Source organism: Hyphomonas oceanitis SCH89 (genome assembly GCF_000685295.1).
Taxonomy (GTDB): Bacteria; Pseudomonadota; Alphaproteobacteria; order Caulobacterales; family Hyphomonadaceae; genus Hyphomonas; species Hyphomonas oceanitis.
The window spans coordinates 22,308-42,877 of sequence record NZ_ARYL01000002.1; the positions used below are offsets into that span (position 1 = coordinate 22,308).

A 20,570-nucleotide genomic window follows, 5' to 3' on the forward strand; every position below is an offset into this window, starting at 1 on the left:
CTTTGCGGGGGCTGGCTCTCTCGCATTCAAGGGGTTTGACATGAGACATCCGTTCCGGGCCTTGGGCCTTTGTGTGGCAGGCGCGCTGGGGCTGTCGGCCTGCGTGAGTGGTGAGGTTGCTGCTGCGCCTGTGGCCGTGGCGATTGTCGATCTTGAGTCCGTGCCGGACTATGTCGCTCCGCCGGTGGCGCAGCTGGAAGCGAAGACGGTGCGCATCTATGACGCCCCGGAGGCCGATCAGGGCGTGGCGGTGGACATCGACTTTTTCTACGCGCTCGACAATACGGTGATCGGCAAATACCGGCGCGATACCGGCCAGCTGGTGGCGCGCTTTACGGCGCCGCACAAGGGCCTGATCCGTCACATGAATTCCTGCTATGCGCGTGATGAGAAGCTCTGGTGTGCGAACTCGAACTATTCGCTGGTGCCAATGGGGTCATCAATCGAAGTGTTCGATGCGGTGAGCATGGCCCATGTGGAGACGCATTCGCTGGGCATGATGGATGAAGGCTCGCTGACCTGGTTCGACGATATCGACGGAGGGCGTATTGCAGGCTTTGCGCACTATTCCGGAAATGGCGGCGTGCCGTTCAAGGACAGCACCTATTCCAGCGTTGTGACCTTCGACAAGGAGTGGCGCCGCACCGGCGGCTGGCTGTTCCCGGATGGCGTGATCAAGCGCATGGCGCCGCATGCGGCCTCAGGCGGGGCAATCGGGCCGGACGGATTGCTTTATGTGCTGGGGCACGACCTGCCGGAAATGTATGTCCTGGCGCGCCCCCGCATGGGGCCCACCATGATCCATGTGGCGACGATCAAGCTCGGCGTTGGCGGACAGGCGTTTTCCTTCGCGCCGGGCGAGGGACGCACGATATTCGCGATTGACCGAGCAGGCGGCAAGGTCAGCGAGATCGCGCTGCCGGATGTCGCGCTGAATACGCCGGATGCGCAGCCATTTACCCGTAAGGTGCCGTGACCCATTGCAGGGGCGGCCAAGCGCTGGCAATGCAGTGGTCATGGATTTCAAATGGGTACCGAATGCGTTGACGATTGCCCGCTGTGCGTTTGCGGGCCTCGTCATATGGGGAATATGGAACGCTGAGCTTTCGGGCGTGGCCGCCGGCGCCGTGACGCCGGACATGCCGCCGGAAGATCTGCTGCGGCACACGGTGATGCAGCAGCTCTGGTATCAGTTCGCTTTGCTGGGCTTTCTCTCGGGCGCTTTGACCGACTTCCTTGACGGCTATCTCGCCCGCAAGCTGAAGGCGCAGAGCCGGTTTGGTGTCTGGCTGGACCCGATTGCCGACAAGCTGCTGGTTGGGGCGGCGCTGCTGGGCCTTGCGATGGTGCTAAAGACCTGGCTGATCTGCCTGCCGGCGGCGGCCATTATCGGGCGCGATGTGTTCATGACCTGGCTGCGCACGACGCCGGCTGGAAAGGCTGTGGTTGATCCATCCAACCTCGCCAAGTGGAAGACCGGATTCGAGATGGCGGCCATTATCGGCCTGATGCTGCCGCTGGCTTTTGCGCCGGCTGATATGGCGGCTGATGCCAGCGGGGCGACGCCGCTTGTCTTTGTGATCGGCTCTTTCATGCTGGTGGGCTTGCTCTGGGTGGCAGCTGCCCTGTCGCTGATCACGGGCTGGCGTTACATCCGCGCAACGCGGCGCTGAGCTGGCCGGAACGCAAAACGCCGACCCCGCGTGGACGTGGGCCGGCGTTCTTATGCGGTGCGGCACGCCGGCAAGGGGAAGAACCGGGGCCGCGAGGGGTCTTTTGCGCGAAAGGATGGAGAAGCATCCTGACCACGTTCTAATCCTCGGTGAATTTCCTTAATGTCGCGTTAAGACCCAAGGCGGGAATGAGGCGGAGATTTCGCAACACGGTCGGTATTCTGCCCGTGATCGGCCTCAATCGCGGGCAAATTCTGGACGCATGAAAAAGCGCGTCGCCCCCGAGATCAAATTCCTCGCCTTCATTTTGGCCGCGCTGCTGTTCCTGTGCGTGCCGGCCCTGCTGGCGTTTGCCGGGGCTTAGGACCTGGGGCCTGCCCAAAAGGGGCTTGCGGCCTCGTTGCCATAGATTTCAGCGAGACGTTTGATCGTGCCGGGTGTTGCACCGTCAGGGGGATCAAGCGGATCGGCCCATACGGTTTCAGCAATCTCGCCGAAGGACGTGGCGGTCGTTTCGGCCCAGCTGCCATGGGGGACGCGGTAGAGCAGGACATGATCATTCCTGAAGACGTGGTGGTTTGAATAGAAGCCGACAAGCTGGGGAAGGCCGGTCAGTCTGACGCCGGCTTCCTCAATCAGTTCGCGGGACAGTGCCTCAATGGCCGGTTCGCCGCGCTCGATGCCGCCGCCGGGCATGTACCAGCCCTTCACATAGGTATGGCGCACGAGGAAGACGCGGCCCGCTTCATTCTCAACCGCCGCGCGCACACCCAGCGTCATCGGGCGGCGCAGACGCGCATAGGTGTGGAAGAGGCGGGTGCGAAGGGTGGCCAATGCAGGGTCTCCGAGAGCTGATTTGCGAGCCTAGCGCCGACCGGACGGGAAGTCGAAGGAGACGCGTTGACTTGGTCGTGACCCCGCGGAATCGGGCGATTTTGGTGTCGAATGAGGCTCGCCAAGGGGGGCAACGCGCTGTAAGGACGGGGCAACTAGTGATAACAGCTGCAAAAACAGACAAAAGCGAGACGGTGCAATGATCCAGATCCATCCCTCACTGATTGCCATCGGCGTGATCGTGCTTGTGTTCGGCATCCTGAACCTCATCGAATTCAAGCGTCTCGACTAGGGACGCTCAGGCAGCATGCCGGACCTGACGCTGATTGCCGCCCTTCTGGGGGGGCTCGCCATCATGGCCTTTGCCGGGGATTTCCTGGTCAATGGCGCGGTGGCGCTGGCGCGCAGGTTTGGTGTCTCGCCGCTTATTGCCGGTATTTTCATTGTCGGGTTCGGCACGTCCGCGCCCGAAATGGTTGTATCGCTCGACGCTGCGATGGGCGGACAGCCCGGGCTCGCGCTGGGCAATATTGTCGGCTCCAACATCGCCAATGTCTGTCTCGTTCTGGGCTTTCCCGCGCTGATTTCGCCCTTCTTTGCGGGCGGGAAGGGCGAAGGCCGCGCGCTTGGCGCGATGCTGCTCGCGACGGCGCTCTGGATCGGCCTCACGGCGGTCATGCCGCTAACGGCCGGTATCGGCTTCTTCTTCATCCTGATCCTTTTAGGCTATTGCGGCTTTACGCTGATCTCGGCGCGCCGCGCCGTGGCGGCTGGCATCGACCCGGGCGTTGCGGTGGATGATGATCCGCACATGGCCCTGTGGCGGGCGCTGGCCTATATCCCGCTTGGCATTGCCGGGCTGATCCTCGGCGCGCAGCTGATCATTGCCGGCGGCGTCGGCATGGCCGAGTTCTATGGCGTGCCGCAGGAATGGATTGGTCTGACGCTGCTGGCGATCGGTACGTCGATGCCGGAGATTGGCGCCAGCGTTGCGGCTGCGCTGCGCAAGCGGGGCGATGTGGCCATCGGCAACATTCTCGGCTCCAACGTGTTCAACATTCTGGGCGCGGGCGGGATCATTTCCTTCTTCGGACCGCTCGATGTGGCGCCGACGTTCAGGCAGTATGACCATTGGGCCATGGGGCTCGCGGCGGTGATCATCGCGCTGCTGATCATGACCAAGGCAAGGGTCGGGCGGCTCGTCGGGATCCTGCTGCTGCTGATCTATGCGATCTATATTTACGGGCTGATCAACGGGTTCAACATTCTTGGCCTGTTCCAGCCGGCAGGCGCATGAGGCCCGGTGCGGCCCTTGTGACAGGCGCGGGTGCGCGGGTTGGCAAGGCCATGGCCGAAGCGCTGGGGCAGGATGGCTGGGCAGTTGCCATTCACTATCGCTCTTCGAAGGATGGCGCGCGGGAAACGCATGAGGCGATCAAGGCGGCAGGCGGACGGGCGTCCCTAGTTCAGGCTGATCTTGCAGACGAGGGCCAGGTCTCCGATCTGGTCGCGCGGGCAGGGGCTGAACTCGGCCAGCCCGTGAGCCTGCTGGTCAATTCGGCGTCCGTCTTCACCGATGATAGCGCAGCCGGCCATACGCGCGCTGACTGGGATGGGCATATGGAAGCGAACCTTCGCGCGCCTGTGCACCTGGCGCAGAAGATGGCGGCGGGCCTTGCGCCCGGTGAGAAGGGGCTTGTGGTCAACCTGATCGACCAGCGGGTTTGGAAGCTGACGCCGCAATTCTTCACCTATACATTATCGAAGGCGGCGCTGTGGCAGGCGACGCAGACGCTGGCGCAGGCGCTGGCCCCGCACGTGCGTGTGAACGGGATCGGGCCGGGGCCGACGCTCAAGAGCGTGCACCAGAGTGAAGCGGCGTTTGAAGCCGAGAAGCAGGCGACGCTGACCGAGGAGGGCTCCAACCCTGATGAGATCGTGCGGGCGCTGCGCTACCTGATTTCAGCGACCAGCGTGACCGGTCAGATGATCGCGGCCGATGGCGGCCAGCACCTGATGTGGCAGACGCCGGATACACAGATCTAGCGCGTCTGGCGCGGCGAAAAGCCCATCGTCAAAGGCGCCGCGAAACCCTATCAATCCCGCACAATTCCCATTGATGCAGATCGAACTCCCAGAGGCTTCATGAACTTTTCCTCCGATACGTCCGCCCCGGCCCATCCCAATGTCCTGGCGGCGCTTGCCCGCGTTAATACGGGCAATGAGGCAAGCTATGGCGGCGACGGCGTGACAGCTCGGTTGCGCGGCCAACTGGCTGACGTGTTCGAGACCGAGGATTTCGATTTCTGGATGACCGCGTCCGGCACGGCGTCAAATGCGCTTGCGCTGTCATGCTTCTGCCCGTCCATTGGCGCGGTGCTTTGCCACGACGCCGCGCATATCGCGATTGACGAACGCGGCGCGCCGGAATTCTTTTCCGGCGGTGGCAAGCTTCACCTGCTGCCCGGGACGGGCGGCAAGATTGGTGCAGACACGCTGGCGACGGCGCTGGCGCAAATCGATCATGGTTTCGTACACCAGACGCCAGCGCATGTTCTGTCGCTGACCAACCTGACTGAAAGCGGCACCGCGTATAGCGTGGCCGAGATCAGCGACCTCGCCGGGAAAGCGCGCGCGGCGGGCCTCGTGGTGCACCTTGATGGCGCGCGGTTTGGCAATGCGCTGGCCGCAACCGGGGCGAGCCCGGGGGAGATGAGCTGGAAAGCGGGCGTCGATGTCCTGACTTTCGGCCTGACCAAGACAGGCGCCATGGGCTGCGAGATCATCATGCTGTTCGGCAAGGCGCGCGAGAAGTGGGGCGAGCTACGGGCGCGGGCCAAGCGCTCCGGGCATATGCCACCCAAGATGCGCTACCTGGCGGCCCAGGCCGAGGCGATGCTGGATGGCGGCCTATGGCTCGACCTCGCCGCGCGCGCCAACAAGTCGGCGCTGAAACTCGCGGCGACGCTGATGGCGCAGCCGGGCGTGCATCTGGTGACCAAGCCGGGTGGCAATGAAGTGTTCGCCCGCCTGCCCGATGGGCTGGCCGAGCGGCTGACAGCGGCGGGGGCGGTGTTCTATCCTTGGCCGGATGGCAGCCACCGGTTCGTCTGTTCCTGGGCCACCCAGGATGACGAGATCAGTGCCGTCGCGATCGCAATGGGCTGAGGCGTCTAGGCGGAGAGGGCGGTTCCCAGCCATGATTGCAGGAAGCCGATTGTCGCCTCTGCGTCGATCGGGGCTTCCGTATTGCCGCCCAGCAGATTCTGGTGGATCGACATGATGAGCAGGGGCGACATGATGGCAAGGGCCGCTGCGCGAAGGGCGGCATTTGTCGGCGGGCTGCCTGGCGTGCCCCGCAGTTTATCCATAATGGAGGTCAGGGCTGGCTCCAGCATGTTTTTGAGATAGGCCTTGCCGGCCGTCTCATCGGCGATGCCTTCGATGAGGCCGAAGGCGTGAGCGCGCGTAAAGTTTGCGAAGCGCATGCCGGCATCAGCAACCCGATAATATTGCTCGACGGCATCCATCGGATTTTCCGCCGGAACGGAGATCGTGTTCCAGATCGGTGAGCCGCGCTGGCCGATATTTTCGAGGATGGCAACAACGACGCCTGCGCGGTCATCAAAATAGTACCGCAGGGTGGGCTCTGACGCTTCGGCGGCAATCGCGAACTGACGCAGTGACGGACGGCGCAGGTCCGCCTCCAGCGCAAAGTTGGTCAGGGCATCGACCAGGGCTGCGCGCTTCTCCTTGAAGTCATGGTTCCGTGCACCCACCGGACGCGGCATTGGCATTTCCTCATAGACAGAAAGTATACTTCTCGCAATTAAGAAGCATTCGCAGCGCATTCATACGGGATTTCCCCACCCGCGCAACCTACAATATTTGTTGCAGTTTAGCCATTACCCCAGAGGCGTTTCCACCATGATTTTTTGTTGACGGGATTCTCTACATCCACACCCCGGATCGCGGCAGCGGAATATCCGCCGTCAGCCATCTTGTCGCGAATGTCATTCACATCCCATCCCGTGAGTTTTGCCAAGGCCACGGCTTCGGCGTCCCAGCGTTCTACCAGTGAACTGGCGTATTCACTGGCAGCGCTGCACGATGTGTAGTCACCACGCCAGGGATGGCGCAGGACATAGCGACCCTGATAGTTCTCCCGGTCGCCCGTAATTTCGAATGTGAGGTCTTCCGGAAAGGTCTTCGCATCATAGCGCAGGTGCAGGCGCGTGACGAAAACATCGACCGGGGAAGGGGCCATTCCGCGGGGCGTGGGGCCCTCGGGTGCGTCATCAAGCCACATCACGCCAAGTTCCCGAAGTTCGGAGGGGCGTAGCGGCTCTGCGGCGCAGGGATCGCACCAGGACATGTCCCATGCATATTCCATAAAGACTGCCTTGCCGTTCTCTTTTTCGACCTGATGGGAAAACATGGCTTTGTAGAAGTCGGCAAATTCATCCTTCACGTAAATCGGCACATCCATGTCGGAGGGCAATTTCACGGTGCGGTAATTGCTGGTTTCGACGCGGCCCTTGCTGGTGAGCGCGAACACGAAGAGCTCCTGCTTGCCCTCGGCATTGACGGTGCCGAGACGGATGGGGAGCATGAAGTCCTCATCCTCATAGGCGACCTGGATAGGACGCAGCATGGCCGAGCCGTCATGGCGTTCGAGGCTGACCTTGGCGACGAAGAATTTCATGTCGCGCTTCAGATAAGCACCAACGGTCTCCTCGGCACCCTTGGGAATCTTGTAGCCGTTCTGGTTCAGCCATTTGATGAGGCCATCGGATTCCTCGGCAGAGAGGATAAGGATGTCATACTCGCCGACTTCGTATTCGGCTTCTATGGTGACGCCTAGGGATTCCGCCTCGTCAGCTGCGCTGGGCATGGGCGGGGCCGGCATGGGGGCCGAATTCTCCATCATGCGATAGCGCCTGTCTGCCTCGCACGGGTTTTCGTCGTAATATTCGACGAGGCGCGGGGCGGTGTAGGCGTCGAGATGTTTGATCAGCGCCGGATTGGCGACATTGATCTGTTCGCGCTCCGGCACCGCGACGACCGGCACGACCATGGCGAATTCCGAGACATCGCCGCGGAAATCCGAGGCCATGGTGATGACGGTGCGGTCACCATCGCGGGCGAGGACGACTTTGGACGCGTCGTTGAAGAGGTCCGTGTCGGCCTTGGCGACATAGAAGCCGCAAAAGGCGCTTGCCGGCGCGGCAAAGGCGAGGCCAGCCAGCGGCAGCGCGAGGCTGGCGATCAGGTGCTTCAGTTTCATCTTGTCATGTCTCCTTCGTCCCCCAAGGTTTCAGTGGTGATAGCGTGAAAATGGGCCGAGCTCGGTCAGGCGCAGGTGTGCCGCGCGGCCATTCGAACCGGCGCGCGGGCAGGGCGCGGTCAAGCAGGGGCGTCAGCAGGCCGAGGGCGGCAAGGGCCATCAGCGGCGCGCCGCGCTGGTTGGGACCGATGATGAACCAGGTGGCGAGCCCGGCGACGGCCATGGCGAAGAGGATGCGGCCGACGCGGCTGTCCGGTGTCGAGCGCGGATCGGTGATCATGAAGAAGGCGAAGATCAGCAGCGAGCCGGACGAGAGCTGGTGCAGCGGGATGGCCATGGGGTCACCCAGCCACATCGCGCGGGCAAAGAGGATGGCGGCGAAGGTGGCGAGGAAGCCGATGGCGATGTCGAGTCGTTTGGCGCTGGAGAGGGTGAGTGCAGCGAGGGCGAGGGCGTAGCCGGCAATGAGGGGCATCTGGCCCCACTGGCCGGGTGAGACCCAGGCGTCGCGACCGAGCAGCAGCATCATTGCGACAATGCCGATACAGCCCGGATTGAACACATGCTTGCCCTTGATGCGCACAAGGAATTTCAGCGCGATGCCGGTGAAGGCGGCAGCAAACCAGATCCACGGGGCGGCGGCGCGCAGGAGGATTGTGACGCCGAGCGTGGTGATCAGGGCAGATTTGGGGTCGAAGCCGTGGAGCAGGGGGCGGCCCGCGCGCAGGTTCAAAACCGCCGAGCCAAGGCCTTGTGCGAGCATGGCGCCGCAGAAAGCGAAAAGGAGCGCGGAGGGCTCGGCGCCGAAGCTGCTTGTGCTGTAGGAAAACAGGAAGAGGCCCGCGAGGGCGATGATTTGCCAATGGCGAGGGTCCGCATCAATCGTGCGGAAGAGCGCGAGGGGAAGGCGAGCCACTGCGTCCATTCGACTCACATCATACACTAAATGCGCTCAGATTACGGCGGGTTCATGAAAGCTTCGCGCCGCGAAAGCCTGTAAAGTCTGGACCCATGGGCCGGATCACGGCAAGTAAAGGCCAATTGGAGGGGATTCGACCATGAAAACGATTCTTCGTGCGGGCCTGATCGGCGCGCTACTGGCCACATCGACGCTCGCAGGCTGTGCATCCACCTATTATGGCGCGATGGAAAAGATCGGCTATGAGAAGCGCGATCTCCTTGTGCAGCGCGTCTCTGAAACCGCGCGCAGTCAGGAAGCAGCCAAGACCGAGTTTGCCAATGCGCTCGAGGCCTTCCGCGCGGTGGTTTATGTCGAGCCGGGTGCACTCGAAAGCAGCTATGACAGCCTGTCGAAATCCTATGACCGGTCGGTCGACAAGGCGGACAAGGTGCGCTCGCGGATCAAGGACGTGAAATCGGTGGCCCGTGACCTTTTCAAGGAATGGAATGGCGAGCTGACCGAATATTCCGATCCGGGCCTGCGCCAGAAGGCGGCGGAGCAGCTGGCCGAAACCGAAGCGCGCTATGACACGCTGGTCATGAAGATGGATGCGGCGGCGGCCTCGATGGATCCGGTGCTGGTGATGTTCCACGACCGCGTACTGTACCTGAAGCATAACCTGAATGCGCGGGCGATTGCGGCGCTGGAGCCGGAGACCGCAGGCCTGCAGTCGAATGTCGAGAGCCTGATCGCGGACATGGAGCGCTCCATCGCGGACGCCGATGCGTTCATCGCGGAGATGCGCCCTGGCGTGTGAGCTTTGCAGAATGGATATTCGGCCCGGTGACTTCGAGGATGCGCGGGTGCTGGACCTGTTGCGCGTGCACCTTGCGGGCATGCATGCCAATTCGCCGGCCGGGAATGTGTTCGCGCTGGACCTGTCCGGCCTCAAGGCGCCGGAGATCAGCTTTTACACCGCGTGGGAAGACGAGACGCTGCTCGGCATGGGCGCGCTGAAGGCGCTGGGCGACGGCAGCGGCGAGATCAAGTCGATGCGGACTTATGAGGCGCATTTGCGCAAGGGCGTCGCGGCGCGGCTGCTGGCGCACATAATCAGCGAAGCGCGGGCGAGGGGCTATCATCGCCTCAGCCTCGAGACGGGGAGCGGGCCGGCGTTTGATCCGGCGCTGACGCTCTATCAACGCAATGGCTTTGTTGAGGGCGAGGCCTTCGGGGATTATGAGAAGAGCGACTTCAACCAGTTCTTCCACCTTGACCTTTAAGGCGCCCCACTCATGTCAGACCTGCGCACATTCTATCCCGAAATCGAACCCTATGCGTCCGGCCATCTCGATGTCGGTGACGGGCATGTGATCTATTGGGAGCGCTCGGGCACCAAGGGCGCCAAGCCTGCCGTGTTCCTGCATGGCGGGCCGGGCGGTGGATTTTCCGGCAGCCATCGGCGCCTGTTTGATCCGGCGCTTTACGACGTGATGCTGTTTGACCAGCGGGGGTGTGGCAAGTCCACGCCGCATGCTTCGCTGGAGGCGAACACGACATGGCACCTGGTGGCGGACATTGAGCGCTTGCGCGAGATGATGGGTGTGGAGACGTGGCAGGTGTTCGGCGGCTCGTGGGGCTCGACGCTGGCGCTGGCCTATGCCGAGACGCATCCGGAGCGTGTGAGCGAGCTGGTGCTGCGCGGGATCTACCTGCTGACCAAGGCAGAGCTGGACTGGTATTACCAGTTTGGCGTGTCGGAGATGTTCCCGGAGAAATGGGAGCGTTTCCTCGCGCCAATCCCGGAGGCCGAGCGCGGCAACATGATGGCCGCCTATCGCAAGCGCCTGACCGGCGATGACAGGGCGGCGCAGATGGAAGCAGCGCTGGCGTGGAGCCAGTGGGAGGGCCAGACGATCACGCTGTTGCCGGAACCGTCGACCAGTGACCAGTTCGGCGAGGATGAATTTGCGCTCGCCTTCGCACGGATCGAGAACCATTATTTCACGCATGGCGGATGGCTGGACGAGGGCCAGCTGCTGCGCGATGCGGGCAGGCTGAAGGATATTCCGGGAACGATCGTTCATGGCCGCTATGACATGCCATGCCCGGCGCGCTTTGCCTGGGCACTGCACAAGGCCTGGCCGAAAGCGGACTTCCACCTGATCGAAGGCGCGGGCCACGCGTATTCCGAGCCCGGCATTCTCGACCAGCTGATCCGTGCGACGGACAAGTATGCGGGGAAGGGGGAATGAGGGCATGGCAGAAACGCACGGTTATTCCGGCAAGCCGCTATTCCAAAAGCTCGGTCTGAAGCCGGGCATGACCTGCCTGCCCATCGGCGCGCCGATGGATTATGAGGCGCTTGTGGAAGGCGCCGAAGGTGTGCGCTTCCTGAAGCGGGCGGGTGAGGCAGACCTTGTGCACCTGTTCTGCGCCGACCGGCGCGCCCTCGACACCGGAATTCAGAAGGCGCTGGGCCATGTGGTCGAGAAGGGCATGCTGCGGATATCGTGGCCGAAGAAGAGTTCGAAACTGTTCCAGGACCTGACCGAGGATGACCTGCGGACCGTCATCCTGCCGACGGGCTGGGTCGACGTGAAGGTCTGCGCTGTGGACGCGGATTGGTCGGGCCTGAAATTCCTGCGGCGGAAGACCTGAAAATATATGACCAGACGGCCTGTAAGCCGGGTTCTGTTCCCCGCGCCCTCTCGGGACATCGGTTCGGCAACCATTCCTCTGCGACAGGCCTTGCAGCCTGCCTCTCGCGACACACCCGGGGCGCGGGCTGAAGACATCCCATATGCACCCCCTACTTGGTCTTGCTCCAGGCGGGGTTTACCTTGCCAGTCCTGTTACCAGGCCCGCGGTGGGCTCTTACCCCACCCTTTCACCCTTACCTGCCACCGAAGCGGCAGGCGGTCTGCTCTCTGTGGCACTTTCCCTCGGCTCGCGCCGGGCGGAAGTTATCCGCCGCCTTGTCTCCCTGGAGCCCGGACTTTCCTCCAATGGCAGGTTACCCCACCACCAGCGGCTGCCCGGCCGTCTGGTCATGGGAGGGCATATAGCGGGTAATGCGCCGGAGTTCGAGTCCCGCCGGGCGTTCACCCCTGATCGAAGATCAGGGGCTCGGCCTTGGCGCGGATCAGCTCGACCAGGTCCGCATCCATGTATTTATAGTCGTCCGGGATATCGAGGACGTGCACGGGCTTGTAGGCGACTTCCTGCCGGAACTCGGCCCGCAGGCGGGACTTGTGCTTGTCTTCCATGACAAGGATCAGGTCCGCCCAACGGATATCGGTGACCGAGATTTTCCGGCGGGCATCGCTGGCCGTGCCGGCCGAGCGGGCCGACACGCCTTCCACGCGCGCGAAGACGGCTTCGCCGGTAGGGCTGCGCCACTGGTTGCGGCTGCAGACGAACAGGACTTTTACGGGCTCGCTATCGGCCATCAGCTTCTTCCACTCCTTATGCGGCCAGATCTTCCCGAGCTGGCGGGCCCGGTGCAGCTTGTTATGGCGCAAATAGACGAGTTTCCAGTTTTTCTCGGCGAATCCGCGATAGGTAGGCTCGACCTTGCGGTCGCCATGAATGCGGGCAAGCGCGCGCCGCGCCGCCCGGGAGACGGGATGTGACATGTTTAATTCCTCATATTGTCGGGTCAGCAGCCGCGGCAATAGAGGTTGATGAATACAAAATAGCCGAAACGGGCTTGTTGCTCAAGTCAGGATCAAGCATGGCCTTAAGGGCCGGATCGGTTCACATTGAGCCTGGCACAAAGCCTGATCGAATCCTCCCGGAGGCCGAATGCGCAAGCTGATAGACCGAATGCCCGTGCCCGAGGTGGTGAAGCACTGGCTGCTGATGCCGCTCTGGTGCGCCATCGTGCGCCTGTCCAAGCCCGAAATCCGTATCGTGACCGGCGGGATCAGCTTCTACGCCCTGTTCTCGATCTTTCCCCTTGTCTACCTGACCGTGACCTTGCTGTTCACCCTGCTGCCGGCCGATCTCAGCCGCCAATTGTCTGACACGATTGACCAGGTGCTGGTCTCGGCCGTGGCGCCGCTGTCGAAGGCGGATCTCGACACGATCCGCAGCATGACCGCACGGACGCTGACGTTGCAGGCCATTGGTGCGATCATCGTCGTGTTCTATACGGCGAGTTCCGGGGCCAAGGCTGCGATTACCGGCATCCGCATGGTGACCGGCAGCGAGCGGGCGACCAAGATCATCCGGTTCCAGGGCGTGTCGATCCTGATGACGGCGCTGCTGATCCTGGCTGTCTGGATCCTCGGCGCGCTGCAGCTGATGGCTTCGTTCATTACCGAGAATGAGGGCTATATTGCGTTCGACCTGGCGCAGGGCCTGTCGGACATTGCTTCGCGCCTGTGGCTGGGCAAGGGGCTCGCATGCTTTGCGATCTTCTACATGATCATTGCGCTGTCGCTGCACGGGCGGATCAAGGGGAACCGCGCCAAGGCGGCCGGGGCGGCGGCAGGGGCCCTGGCGTGGCTGGCTGTGACATGGGCGTTCCACATCTACCTGAAATTCTCGGCGCTGGATTCCTTTTACGGAGCGCTGGCCTCTGTGATCCTTGGCTTCATCTGGCTGTCGGTTTCGGTCTCGGCCCTGCTGCTCGGCGCGGCGCTGGCCGTTGAATGGGCGAGCCGCCTGCCGCGCGAAGGCCTGATTGCCGAGGAAGACGAAGCAGGCGCGGACGGGGCGATTACAATCTGATCGGGCAGATCAGGCCGCGCCAGCGAACAGCCCATAGACATTTGCGATACGTTCAAGCGTTTCCGGATCGGCGGCGCCCGTAATCTGCGCAGGCACGTAGCGGCGCTGGAACGCGCTGATCACGAGCCGCGTGGTCTCGTCATAGGTGCCGGTGGCCTCCAGCCCATAGCCGATGGTGCAAAGCATGTTCTGCAGGTCACTGACGGCCGGGCCGCTATCGCCGGGCATGAGGGAGGACTCGTCGAGGCTGAGCGGAGCGGACGATGGCCACAGGCCAATGCCCTCCGCTGCAAGCTGCGCCCAGGGGAAATGCTCGCCGGGATCTGTCTTGCGGGCCGGGGCGATGTCGGAATGGGCAACAACGCGGCTGGCCGGAATGTCATGGCGAGACAGGATGCCTTTACAGAGCGCAATGACGGCGGCGATCTGCGCGTCCGGATAGGGCGGCAGCGTGCCGTCTGACAAAGGCACATCATGGCCCCCATTGACGATCTCAATGCCGATGGAGCGGGAGTTCAGGTCCGTATCGCCCTGCCAGACTGAGACGCCGGCATGCCAGGCGCGTCTGTCTTCCGCCACGAGCTGGGTGATGCGACCCTCTTCCCAGACCATGTAGTGGGCCGAGACTTCGGCTGCCGGGTCACACATGCGGGCAAGGGCCGCCTCGCCGCTTTCCATCCCGGTATAGTGCAGGACCAGCATGTCGACCGCGTGCTTGCGGTCGTTGAAATTGGGGCTGGGGACCTGTTCCACCTGCATCAGCTGTCTCCCGGGCCGATCTTCTTGCCGAGCGCGGCTTCGGGCATGCGGCGGTTGGGCCGGATGGCGATGACGAAAACGCCGGAGAGCGAGATGGCGGCGCCGAGGATGAGGCGCGCGGTGATCGGCTCGTTCAGAAGAACGATGCCGAAGATAACGCCCCATATCGGGGTCATCAGGGTCAGCGGCGAGATCATCGACACGTCATATTTCTTGAGCAGTGTATAGAAGGCGCCGTGGCCGAAGATCGAGACGCCGACAATGGCGAAGAGGCTAGCGAGCCAGACGGGCCAGCCCGCGCCGATATAGCTGCCGATCTGGTTCGACTCGAAGAGATAGGAAAAGAGGAAGAGCGGCAGGAAGCTGAAAAGGCCGACCCAGGCCTGCAGCTGAAGGCCGGTGACAGGCGCCATGCGCTTCATCAGGATGCCGCCCACCGAGCCGATAAAGGCTGAGGCGACGATATAGAGTAGGCCGACGGAGATGCCGAAACTGCCAGGATCAAAGGCGATCAGCACAACGCCCGCAAAGGCGAGCATGATGCCGAGGCCGCGCCGCCAGCCGATTGTCTCGCCGAGGAATGCCATGGAGAGCAGGGTGGAGATTGGCACACCGAGCTGTCCGGTGACGGCGGCCGCCGAGGCCTCAGCGGTGGTCAGGCCGATGAAGAGGAGGGCGAAGTTCAGCGAGCCGATCATGAGGGCGATCATGAACAGGGTTTTCAGGTCTTCCGGTTTCGGCCGAAGGAACGGGATCAGGAAGAGCGCGACACCCGTAAAGCGCACGGCTGCAAAGAAAAGCGGCGGCACGCCGACATCGGCCACGACCCAGCGGCTGAGCACGATGTTGAGGCCCCAGACGAGGCAGACGGCGAAAAGCAGTGCGAAGTCACGAAAAACCATACCCGCCCGATATCAGGCTTTGGGGGCGAAGGGCAGGGCCTTTTGCCCTGCCCGAATGCATATCACACGCCCAGCCGGTTGACCGGGATTTTCAGGTAGACTTGGCCGTCATCCTCTGCCGGAGGCAGTGCGCCACCCCGGATGTTCACCTGTAGCGAGGGCAGGATGAGGCGGGGGGCCGCGAGTGTGGCGTCGCGGGCCTGACGCATGGCAACGAAGGCGGCTTCGTCAACGCCGTCATGGACGTGCACATTCGCGGCGTGCTGCTCTGCCACAGTGGTTTCCCAGGCTGGCTTGTCGCGGCCGACGGGCAGGTAGTCGTGCCCGACAAAGACGCGGGTTTCGGGCGGCAGATCGAGGATGCGGTGGATTGACTGATAGAGCATTGCCGCGTCACCGCCAGGGAAGTCTGCCCTCGCGGTGCCATAGTCCGGCATGAAGAGCGTATCGCCGACGAAGGCTGCATCATCGATCACATAAGTGACGCAGGCCGGTGTGTGGCCGGGCGTATGGATGACGCGCACGGCTAGCTCGCCGAGCGAGAAGGTCTCGCCATCCTTGAACAAGGCGTCGAAGGCGCTGCCGTTCGGGCAGACATCCGTCGCGTGGAACAGGGCGGAGAAGGCCGACTGGACCTCGGTGATGCGCGCGCCGATGCCGACCTTCGCGCCGGTCACGTCGCGCACATGGTGGGCGGCGGAGAGGTGGTCGGCATGCGCATGGGTGTCGAGGGCCCAGACGATTTTCAGGCCGCGCGCCTTGGCATCGGCCAGGATGCGATCAACCGAGGCCGTGGAGAGATGCGCAGCATGGGGCTCGTAATCCATGACGGGGTCAATGATGGCAGCTTCCAGCGTCGCGTCATCCCAGGCGAGATAGGTGACGGTGGATGTGGCTGTGTCGAAATAGGCGTCTGTCTTGAGCATTGTTTGGCTCCTTTCATCAAAGTATATATTAGCACTTGCTAAATTAGCAATAGCTAATATATATGACCCATGACAATGACTTTCCTCGATCCGGCCCTCTTCAGGGACAAGGCTTCCAAGGCGGCAAGGCTGCTGCGGAGCATGGGTAATGAACACCGTCTAATGATCCTTTGCCGTCTCGGGGCAGGGGAGATGACGGTGAGCGACTTGCAGGGCCATATCGGCCTCTCGCAATCGGCCCTGTCGCAACACCTTGCGGTGCTGCGCGATGAAGGCCTCGTGACGAACCGGCGCGAGGGACAGTCCATCCATTACAGAATTGCCGACCCGGCTGCGATCAAGGTGATCATGACGCTGGCGGCGATCTATTGCCCGGAGATGCTCGATGACCTTGACCAGACTTGACCCTAAAACCGCTGCTGACCGTATCAAGAGCGGTGAACTGAAACTCGTTGATATCCGCGAGGCTGATGAATATGGCCGCGAGCATATTGGCGGGGCCATTTCCTTGCCCCTCTCGGGCGTGGACACGGCCGGGCTGATGCTCGATGCCGACCAGCATGCCGTCTTCCATTGCAAGTCCGGCATGCGGACCGAAGCCAATTGCGACCGTCTGGCCGCGCATGTGAACGGTAATGCCTATATTCTCGAAGGCGGGCTGGATGCCTGGAAAAAGGCCGGCTTGCCCACCGTTCAGGATGCGAGCGCGCCGCTGCCGATGAACCGGCAGGTGCAGATTACCGCTGGTCTCCTGGTGCTGACGGGTGTGGTGCTTGGCTTTACCGTGCACCCAGGCTTCTTTGGTCTCTCCGGCTTTGTTGGCGCGGGACTGACTTTCGCAGGCCTCAGCGGCTGGTGCGGGATGGCGAATGTGCTGGCCGTTATGCCTTGGAACCGGAAAGGAGCACCTGCCGCGTGACCTTCGCTCTGACCCCCGACATTATTGTCGCTGCGATCATCAGCGGCGCGATCATCGGCGTGTTCCTCGGCACGTTCGGGGGCGGCGGCTCGGTGCTGGCTGCGCCGCTGCTGCTCTATGTCGTGGGCGTCAGCGATCCCCATGTGGCCATCGGCACGTCTGCCGCGGCTGTGGCGGCGATTGCGCTGTTCAGCTTGGTTGGCCACTGGCGCGGAGGCAATGTGAAATGGCCCTGCGCGATCGTGTTCGCGCTATCGGGTTTTGCCGGATCGATCATCGGGTCGAGTATCGCGAAACAGGTGGACGGCACCCAGCTATTGCTGGCTTTCTCGGCGGCGATGGCGGTGATTGCACTGTCAATGTTCCGCAAGCCGGCCTTTGCAGGCAATCCGGACGTGCACCTGACCCGGCCCATCATGCTGCGGCTGGCGCCTCTGGGCCTGATCGTAGGCATGGCGGCCGGTTTCTTCGGTATTGGCGGCGGGTTCCTGATCGTGCCAGGCCTCATGCTGGCTGCAGGCATGACGATGACAAATGCGACAGCTTCCTCGCTCGTATCTGTGGCCCTGTTCGGGGCGGCGACCTCCGCCAATTATGCGCTGTCAGGCCTGGTCGATGGGCGCCTTGTGTTGTTGCTGTTGCTGGGCGGCGCCGTGGGCGGCCTTGTAGGGATTGGGATTTCCCGCCTGCTGAAGACACGCGTGCGGACGGCCCGATCCGCCTTTGCGGTCATGATCCTCGTCGTTGCCGCCTATGTTGCGTGGAACGCATGGGGCGCAATGACCGTTTAACCCTGACAAGAACGGCCGCATCGCGTATGCATCCGCTTGCTAAATGCCCATCATGAAGATGATATAGGTATGGGTGAATGCGGCTGGCTGAGGGATGCAGGCCAGGAACCGCGAAGGGAGATGTTGAATGGGACTGATCTGGTGGATCTTGCCTGCTGTGGCGGGTGTCATTGGCCTGATGCTGCTATTCGCAGGCTTCGGGAAACTCGCGCAATTGAAGCCCATGGCTGGCGGCGGACGGTTGTTCTTCGGCGTCGGCTTCCTGGGCATTGCCGGTGTGGTGGCCTTTGCAGGCCTCAACCTGCAGACCTACAAGCGCCTCACCTATGAGCGTGACGTTGCCAATATCAAGTTTGCTGCGGTTCAAGGCGCGCCGGACACGTACAAGGTAGACGTCACTTTTTCCGATGGCCAGAAATTGCTTGAGGCGACTGGTGCACAGCCGATCCTGAAGGGTAACCAGTTCGAGATCGGCGCGCAGGTCATCAAGTTGCAGCCCGTGGCCAACATGCTCGGGTATGATTCGATCTACCGGCTCGATTATCTTGAAGGCCGCGAGGCAAAGCGCTTTTCGTCTGATGCGGTGACCGAGGCGCAGACCAATGGGATTGCCCTCACGCAGAACCCCGGCCTCGACGTGCATGCGCTGGCCGAGAAGGAAGGCCCGCGGTTCGGCATTGATGCGCAATACGGCTCGGCGACCTATCAGCCCATGGGTGACGGGTTCGAATACAATGTGAACATCACGCAGGATGCGCTCGTAGCGCGCCCGACCGAGGCGACGAAGGGCTTGATCCAGAAGGGCACCTATCCTGGCTTCCAGTCGACCGGGGGCCGCACGCAATGAACCCTTGGGAGCGCTATGTTGTCCCGAACCTGATCGCTTGCGCCTGCGGCACCAAACCGATCATGAAGCAGCGCGAGAAGGTCGTTCCGAAGGCTGAGGGTCGCGTGCTGGAACTCGGCTGCGGGTCTGGCACAAATTTCGCCATGTATAATGCCAGCAAGGTCGAGCGTCTCTATGCGCTCGAACCATCGCCCGGCATGCTGGTGAAGGCGCGGCGTGAAGCGGGCACACTCGGCTTTGGCAATAATATCGAATTCCTTGAAACGGGCGCGGAAGCCATTCCGCTGGAAGACAATTCCGTCGATACGGCCGTCATCACGTTCGTACTGTGCACCATACCTGACTGGCGCGCAGCGCTGGCCGAAACACGCCGTGTGCTGAAGCCTGAAGGCCGTATCCTGTTTTCCGAGCATGGCCTTGCACCGGACGAAGGCGTCGCTAAATGGCAGCGCCGGATCGAGCCTGTGTGGAAGCCACTGGCGGGCGGGTGCCACCTGACGCGCGATATCTCTGCGCTGTTCACCGAATCCGGTTTCCGGCTGGAGGAGGCAGAAACCATGTACCTGCCATCCACGCCGAAGGTGGCCGGTTTTGTCAGCTGGGGCGCTGCCCGCGCGGCCTGAACTCACGATGCGTACACCACCCTACCTGCCATACCTAGCAGGGCCACCGAGTCTCGCACCCGGCTTGGCCCCCATCGATACCGAGCGCTGGCTGGTGCCTGATACCGAGGCGGCTGCTTGGCTGCCGGCCAAGACTGTGCTGATGCGCACGCACCGTGACCTCGTGTTCGCGGATACAGGTATTCCTGCTGTCATCGAGGAACTGGCGGGCGCCGTGCTGGCGGTGACAGGCATGGGCGATGATATCTGGGAAAGCCCGCTGGAAATGGCGGCAGCGCGCGTCTCCGACGATCTCTGCCTGCTGATGCCCAATGCAGACGGCTTGTGGACCTTGCGCGCGGCGAGCCTTGTCGCGCCGACATTCTGGTCTCTCGCTGACAAGATTGGCCAACCGCTGACGGGCCTGCATGGACCGGTGCCGAATGCCAATCCGGGCCTTGTGAGCCGCATTGCGCGCATGTTTGACGGCTTGCGGCCAGGCCATGTGCTGGAGCGGTTCAACTGGACGGTTCAGGCGGGACCATCGCGCTTTACGCCCAGCAGCGGACCGCTGAAGGCCATGGCCCGCACGGCGCCGGATGATGCGGCGCTGGAACTTTTACACTTGCGCGTGGAGCGGCAGACGATTTCGAAACTGCCGGAGACCGGGGCCGTGGTGTTCACGATCCGCGTCTGTATTGATCCACTGCGCGCTGCCCTGCCGAACGCCGCCCACAGGCAGGCTTTTGCGGACGCGTGGAACGGCATTGACCCGGCACTGGCAGAGTACAAGGGCTGGCCGGACCATGATCGGCTCGTCCGGGCCGCACTGGCGCAGCTTGCCTGACGGCCTCTGGGTGGACGTGAGGCACGGCGCCGCCTAGATCAGGCTGGCACGGCAGTACCGGAGACAGAGATGAATTATTGGCTGATGAAGTCCGAACCCGACGCCTGGAGCTGGGAGCAGCAGAAGGCAAAAGGCAAGGCGGGCGAGGAATGGTCCGGCATTCGCAATTATCAGGCGCGCAATTTCATGCGCGAGATGAAGCTCGGCGATCAGGTCTTCTTCTATCATTCCAACAAGGGGCTGGAAGTCGTTGGCATTGCCGAGGTTTGTGCGCTCAGCGCGCCGGACTCCACGACGGATGATGAGCGCTGGGACTGTGTGCATATCCGTGCGCTGGCCGATATGCCGAAGCCGGTATCGCTGAAGGATGTGAAGGCGAACCCGAAGCTCGAGGAGATGAGCCTTGTGACGTCTTTCCGCCTGTCGGTGCAGCCTGTGCAGGCATCCGAGTGGAAGGAAGTTTGCCGTATGGGCGGGATTGATCCGAAGACGCTGAAGCCTGTGTGAGACTGGCTTGAGGGGCTCATCCTGAGCGAAGTCGAAGG

The 20,570-nt window shown here is 62.5% G+C and carries 25 protein-coding genes and 1 other RNA gene; 17 read left to right on the plus strand and 9 right to left on the minus strand.

The genetic code is table 11. The features are described from left to right. Positions 1 to 40 precede the first annotated feature (40 nt). The gene (locus HOC_RS01585; RefSeq protein ID WP_156950339.1) at positions 41 to 976 is read left to right on the plus strand and encodes a hypothetical protein; all 936 of its coding nucleotides are present in this window, start codon (positions 41 to 43) and stop codon (positions 974 to 976) included. Between the two features lie 40 nt (positions 977 to 1,016). Next, the gene (locus HOC_RS01590) at positions 1,017 to 1,673 is read left to right on the plus strand and encodes a CDP-alcohol phosphatidyltransferase family protein (protein WP_051624422.1); all 657 of its coding nucleotides are present in this window, start codon (positions 1,017 to 1,019) and stop codon (positions 1,671 to 1,673) included. 360 nt (positions 1,674 to 2,033) lie between these two features. Here the strand turns inward: HOC_RS01590 and HOC_RS01595 are convergent, their stop codons facing one another. After that, the gene (locus tag HOC_RS01595; RefSeq protein ID WP_035535309.1) at positions 2,034 to 2,507 is read right to left on the minus strand and encodes an NUDIX domain-containing protein; all 474 of its coding nucleotides are present in this window, start codon (positions 2,505 to 2,507) and stop codon (positions 2,034 to 2,036) included. Positions 2,508 to 2,814: 307 nt separating this feature from the next. Here HOC_RS01595 and HOC_RS01600 point away from each other — a divergent pair, with 307 nt between their 5' ends. From HOC_RS01600 to HOC_RS01610, 3 genes are all read left to right on the plus strand, one after another. Beyond that, the gene (locus HOC_RS01600; RefSeq protein ID WP_035535312.1) at positions 2,815 to 3,804 is read left to right on the plus strand and encodes a calcium/sodium antiporter; all 990 of its coding nucleotides are present in this window, start codon (positions 2,815 to 2,817) and stop codon (positions 3,802 to 3,804) included. Then, positions 3,801 to 4,553, plus strand: a complete 753-nt coding sequence (locus HOC_RS01605) for an SDR family oxidoreductase (RefSeq protein ID WP_035535315.1) — start codon at positions 3,801 to 3,803, stop codon at positions 4,551 to 4,553. Before HOC_RS01600 ends, HOC_RS01605 begins: the two co-directional genes overlap by 4 nt. A 99-nt stretch (positions 4,554 to 4,652) precedes the next feature. Next, a complete protein-coding gene (locus tag HOC_RS01610) occupies positions 4,653 to 5,675 on the plus strand; it encodes a threonine aldolase family protein (RefSeq protein WP_035535316.1) in 1,023 nt (340 codons plus the stop codon). A gap of 5 nt (positions 5,676 to 5,680) precedes the next feature. Here HOC_RS01610 and HOC_RS01615 read toward each other — a convergent pair whose 3' ends face one another. The 3 genes from HOC_RS01615 to HOC_RS01625 all read right to left on the minus strand — a co-directional run bounded on the left by HOC_RS01615 (position 5,681) and on the right by HOC_RS01625 (position 8,719). Next, the gene (locus HOC_RS01615; protein WP_035535319.1) at positions 5,681 to 6,298 is read right to left on the minus strand and encodes a TetR/AcrR family transcriptional regulator; all 618 of its coding nucleotides are present in this window, start codon (positions 6,296 to 6,298) and stop codon (positions 5,681 to 5,683) included. Between the two features lie 107 nt (positions 6,299 to 6,405). Next, on the minus strand, positions 6,406 to 7,794 hold the full coding sequence (locus tag HOC_RS01620; protein ID WP_035535321.1) for a DUF2330 domain-containing protein: 1,389 nt from the start codon (positions 7,792 to 7,794) through the stop codon (positions 6,406 to 6,408). 4 nt (positions 7,795 to 7,798) lie between these two features. Beyond that, positions 7,799 to 8,719 carry an RnfABCDGE type electron transport complex subunit D gene (locus HOC_RS01625; protein ID WP_084146078.1) on the minus strand — a complete coding sequence of 307 codons (921 nt, stop codon included), beginning with the start codon at positions 8,717 to 8,719 and terminating at the stop codon, positions 7,799 to 7,801. Between the two features lie 133 nt (positions 8,720 to 8,852). Here HOC_RS01625 and HOC_RS01630 point away from each other — a divergent pair, with 133 nt between their 5' ends. Genes HOC_RS01630 through HOC_RS01645 form a run of 4 tightly spaced genes read left to right on the plus strand, consistent with a single transcriptional unit; the run spans position 8,853 to position 11,356 of the window. Beyond that, a complete protein-coding gene (locus HOC_RS01630) occupies positions 8,853 to 9,512 on the plus strand; it encodes a DUF2959 domain-containing protein (RefSeq protein WP_051624423.1) in 660 nt (219 codons plus the stop codon). A gap of 10 nt (positions 9,513 to 9,522) precedes the next feature. Then, positions 9,523 to 9,978, plus strand: a complete 456-nt coding sequence (locus HOC_RS01635) for a GNAT family N-acetyltransferase (protein WP_035535324.1) — start codon at positions 9,523 to 9,525, stop codon at positions 9,976 to 9,978. A gap of 12 nt (positions 9,979 to 9,990) precedes the next feature. Then, positions 9,991 to 10,950, plus strand: coding sequence for a prolyl aminopeptidase (gene pip, locus HOC_RS01640; protein WP_035535327.1), 960 nt, complete (start codon positions 9,991 to 9,993; stop codon positions 10,948 to 10,950). A 4-nt stretch (positions 10,951 to 10,954) separates the two neighbouring features. Further along, positions 10,955 to 11,356, plus strand: a complete 402-nt coding sequence (locus tag HOC_RS01645) for a hypothetical protein (protein ID WP_035535330.1) — start codon at positions 10,955 to 10,957, stop codon at positions 11,354 to 11,356. 6 nt (positions 11,357 to 11,362) lie between these two features. On the opposite strand, the gene rnpB is transcribed toward HOC_RS01645, so the two are convergent. Together rnpB and HOC_RS01650 are read right to left on the minus strand one after the other, a co-directional pair. Next, an RNA gene (gene rnpB, locus HOC_RS20970) (RNase P RNA component class A) lies at positions 11,363 to 11,745 on the minus strand. A gap of 54 nt (positions 11,746 to 11,799) precedes the next feature. Then, positions 11,800 to 12,333 carry a low molecular weight protein tyrosine phosphatase family protein gene (locus tag HOC_RS01650; protein ID WP_241766852.1) on the minus strand — a complete coding sequence of 178 codons (534 nt, stop codon included), beginning with the start codon at positions 12,331 to 12,333 and terminating at the stop codon, positions 11,800 to 11,802. Between the two features lie 169 nt (positions 12,334 to 12,502). On the opposite strand from HOC_RS01650, the gene HOC_RS01655 reads away from it, so the two are divergent. After that, entirely contained in the window at positions 12,503 to 13,432 is a 930-nt protein-coding gene (locus HOC_RS01655; protein WP_051624424.1) for a YhjD/YihY/BrkB family envelope integrity protein, read from the plus strand. Positions 13,433 to 13,441: 9 nt separating this feature from the next. Here HOC_RS01655 and HOC_RS01660 read toward each other — a convergent pair whose 3' ends face one another. From HOC_RS01660 to HOC_RS01670, 3 genes are all read right to left on the minus strand, one after another. Beyond that, positions 13,442 to 14,191: an N-acetylmuramoyl-L-alanine amidase gene (locus tag HOC_RS01660; RefSeq protein WP_035535332.1), complete on the minus strand. Its 750-nt coding sequence runs from the start codon at positions 14,189 to 14,191 to the stop codon at positions 13,442 to 13,444. Then, positions 14,191 to 15,093 carry a DMT family transporter gene (locus tag HOC_RS01665; protein WP_035535334.1) on the minus strand — a complete coding sequence of 301 codons (903 nt, stop codon included), beginning with the start codon at positions 15,091 to 15,093 and terminating at the stop codon, positions 14,191 to 14,193. Before HOC_RS01665 ends, HOC_RS01660 begins: the two co-directional genes overlap by 1 nt. 62 nt (positions 15,094 to 15,155) lie before the next feature. Further along, a complete protein-coding gene (locus HOC_RS01670; protein ID WP_035535337.1) occupies positions 15,156 to 16,019 on the minus strand; it encodes an MBL fold metallo-hydrolase in 864 nt (287 codons plus the stop codon). A 75-nt stretch (positions 16,020 to 16,094) separates the two neighbouring features. On the opposite strand from HOC_RS01670, the gene HOC_RS01675 reads away from it, so the two are divergent. The 7 genes from HOC_RS01675 to HOC_RS01705 all read left to right on the plus strand — a co-directional run bounded on the left by HOC_RS01675 (position 16,095) and on the right by HOC_RS01705 (position 20,532). Further along, complete coding sequence (locus tag HOC_RS01675; RefSeq protein ID WP_035535730.1) at positions 16,095 to 16,424, plus strand: ArsR/SmtB family transcription factor; 330 nt, start codon at positions 16,095 to 16,097, stop codon at positions 16,422 to 16,424. Then, positions 16,405 to 16,938 carry a rhodanese family protein gene (locus HOC_RS01680; protein ID WP_035535339.1) on the plus strand — a complete coding sequence of 178 codons (534 nt, stop codon included), beginning with the start codon at positions 16,405 to 16,407 and terminating at the stop codon, positions 16,936 to 16,938. Before HOC_RS01675 ends, HOC_RS01680 begins: the two co-directional genes overlap by 20 nt. Further along, positions 16,935 to 17,729 carry a sulfite exporter TauE/SafE family protein gene (locus HOC_RS01685; RefSeq protein WP_241766853.1) on the plus strand — a complete coding sequence of 265 codons (795 nt, stop codon included), beginning with the start codon at positions 16,935 to 16,937 and terminating at the stop codon, positions 17,727 to 17,729. The genes HOC_RS01680 and HOC_RS01685 overlap by 4 nt, the downstream gene beginning before the upstream one ends. A gap of 127 nt (positions 17,730 to 17,856) precedes the next feature. Beyond that, positions 17,857 to 18,576 carry a hypothetical protein gene (locus HOC_RS20925; protein WP_051624425.1) on the plus strand — a complete coding sequence of 240 codons (720 nt, stop codon included), beginning with the start codon at positions 17,857 to 17,859 and terminating at the stop codon, positions 18,574 to 18,576. After that, entirely contained in the window at positions 18,573 to 19,199 is a 627-nt protein-coding gene (locus HOC_RS01695; RefSeq protein ID WP_035535342.1) for a class I SAM-dependent methyltransferase, read from the plus strand. The genes HOC_RS20925 and HOC_RS01695 overlap by 4 nt, the downstream gene beginning before the upstream one ends. Before the next feature lie 7 nt (positions 19,200 to 19,206). Beyond that, the gene (locus HOC_RS01700; RefSeq protein ID WP_084146080.1) at positions 19,207 to 20,025 is read left to right on the plus strand and encodes a heme-dependent oxidative N-demethylase family protein; all 819 of its coding nucleotides are present in this window, start codon (positions 19,207 to 19,209) and stop codon (positions 20,023 to 20,025) included. A 69-nt stretch (positions 20,026 to 20,094) separates the two neighbouring features. Then, on the plus strand, positions 20,095 to 20,532 hold the full coding sequence (locus HOC_RS01705) for an EVE domain-containing protein (RefSeq protein WP_035535344.1): 438 nt from the start codon (positions 20,095 to 20,097) through the stop codon (positions 20,530 to 20,532). The last annotated feature ends 38 nt before the right edge of the window (positions 20,533 to 20,570 follow it).

Bases quoted from the DNA above. Each gene is read 5' to 3' on its own strand.
- HOC_RS01585 (WP_156950339.1), top strand. From the start codon at position 41: ATGAGACATCCGTTCCGGGCCTTGGGCCTTTGTGTGGCAGGCGCGCTG.
- HOC_RS01590 (WP_051624422.1), top strand. From the start codon at position 1,017: ATGGATTTCAAATGGGTACCGAATGCGTTGACGATTGCCCGCTGTGCG.
- HOC_RS01600 (WP_035535312.1), top strand. From the start codon at position 2,815: ATGCCGGACCTGACGCTGATTGCCGCCCTTCTGGGGGGGCTCGCCATC.
- HOC_RS01605 (WP_035535315.1), top strand. From the start codon at position 3,801: ATGAGGCCCGGTGCGGCCCTTGTGACAGGCGCGGGTGCGCGGGTTGGC.
- HOC_RS01610 (WP_035535316.1), top strand. From the start codon at position 4,653: ATGAACTTTTCCTCCGATACGTCCGCCCCGGCCCATCCCAATGTCCTG.
- HOC_RS01615 (WP_035535319.1), bottom strand. From the start codon at position 6,298: ATGCCGCGTCCGGTGGGTGCACGGAACCATGACTTCAAGGAGAAGCGC.
- HOC_RS01620 (WP_035535321.1), bottom strand. From the start codon at position 7,794: ATGAAACTGAAGCACCTGATCGCCAGCCTCGCGCTGCCGCTGGCTGGC.
- HOC_RS01625 (WP_084146078.1), bottom strand. From the start codon at position 8,719: ATGGACGCAGTGGCTCGCCTTCCCCTCGCGCTCTTCCGCACGATTGAT.
- HOC_RS01630 (WP_051624423.1), top strand. From the start codon at position 8,853: ATGAAAACGATTCTTCGTGCGGGCCTGATCGGCGCGCTACTGGCCACA.
- HOC_RS01635 (WP_035535324.1), top strand. From the start codon at position 9,523: ATGGATATTCGGCCCGGTGACTTCGAGGATGCGCGGGTGCTGGACCTG.
- pip (WP_035535327.1), top strand. From the start codon at position 9,991: ATGTCAGACCTGCGCACATTCTATCCCGAAATCGAACCCTATGCGTCC.
- HOC_RS01645 (WP_035535330.1), top strand. From the start codon at position 10,955: ATGGCAGAAACGCACGGTTATTCCGGCAAGCCGCTATTCCAAAAGCTC.
- HOC_RS01650 (WP_241766852.1), bottom strand. From the start codon at position 12,333: ATGTCACATCCCGTCTCCCGGGCGGCGCGGCGCGCGCTTGCCCGCATT.
- HOC_RS01655 (WP_051624424.1), top strand. From the start codon at position 12,503: ATGCGCAAGCTGATAGACCGAATGCCCGTGCCCGAGGTGGTGAAGCAC.
- HOC_RS01660 (WP_035535332.1), bottom strand. From the start codon at position 14,191: ATGCAGGTGGAACAGGTCCCCAGCCCCAATTTCAACGACCGCAAGCAC.
- HOC_RS01665 (WP_035535334.1), bottom strand. From the start codon at position 15,093: ATGGTTTTTCGTGACTTCGCACTGCTTTTCGCCGTCTGCCTCGTCTGG.
- HOC_RS01670 (WP_035535337.1), bottom strand. From the start codon at position 16,019: ATGCTCAAGACAGACGCCTATTTCGACACAGCCACATCCACCGTCACC.
- HOC_RS01675 (WP_035535730.1), top strand. From the start codon at position 16,095: ATGACTTTCCTCGATCCGGCCCTCTTCAGGGACAAGGCTTCCAAGGCG.
- HOC_RS01680 (WP_035535339.1), top strand. From the start codon at position 16,405: ATGACCTTGACCAGACTTGACCCTAAAACCGCTGCTGACCGTATCAAG.
- HOC_RS20925 (WP_051624425.1), top strand. From the start codon at position 17,857: ATGGGACTGATCTGGTGGATCTTGCCTGCTGTGGCGGGTGTCATTGGC.
- HOC_RS01695 (WP_035535342.1), top strand. From the start codon at position 18,573: ATGAACCCTTGGGAGCGCTATGTTGTCCCGAACCTGATCGCTTGCGCC.
- HOC_RS01700 (WP_084146080.1), top strand. From the start codon at position 19,207: ATGCGTACACCACCCTACCTGCCATACCTAGCAGGGCCACCGAGTCTC.
- HOC_RS01705 (WP_035535344.1), top strand. From the start codon at position 20,095: ATGAATTATTGGCTGATGAAGTCCGAACCCGACGCCTGGAGCTGGGAG.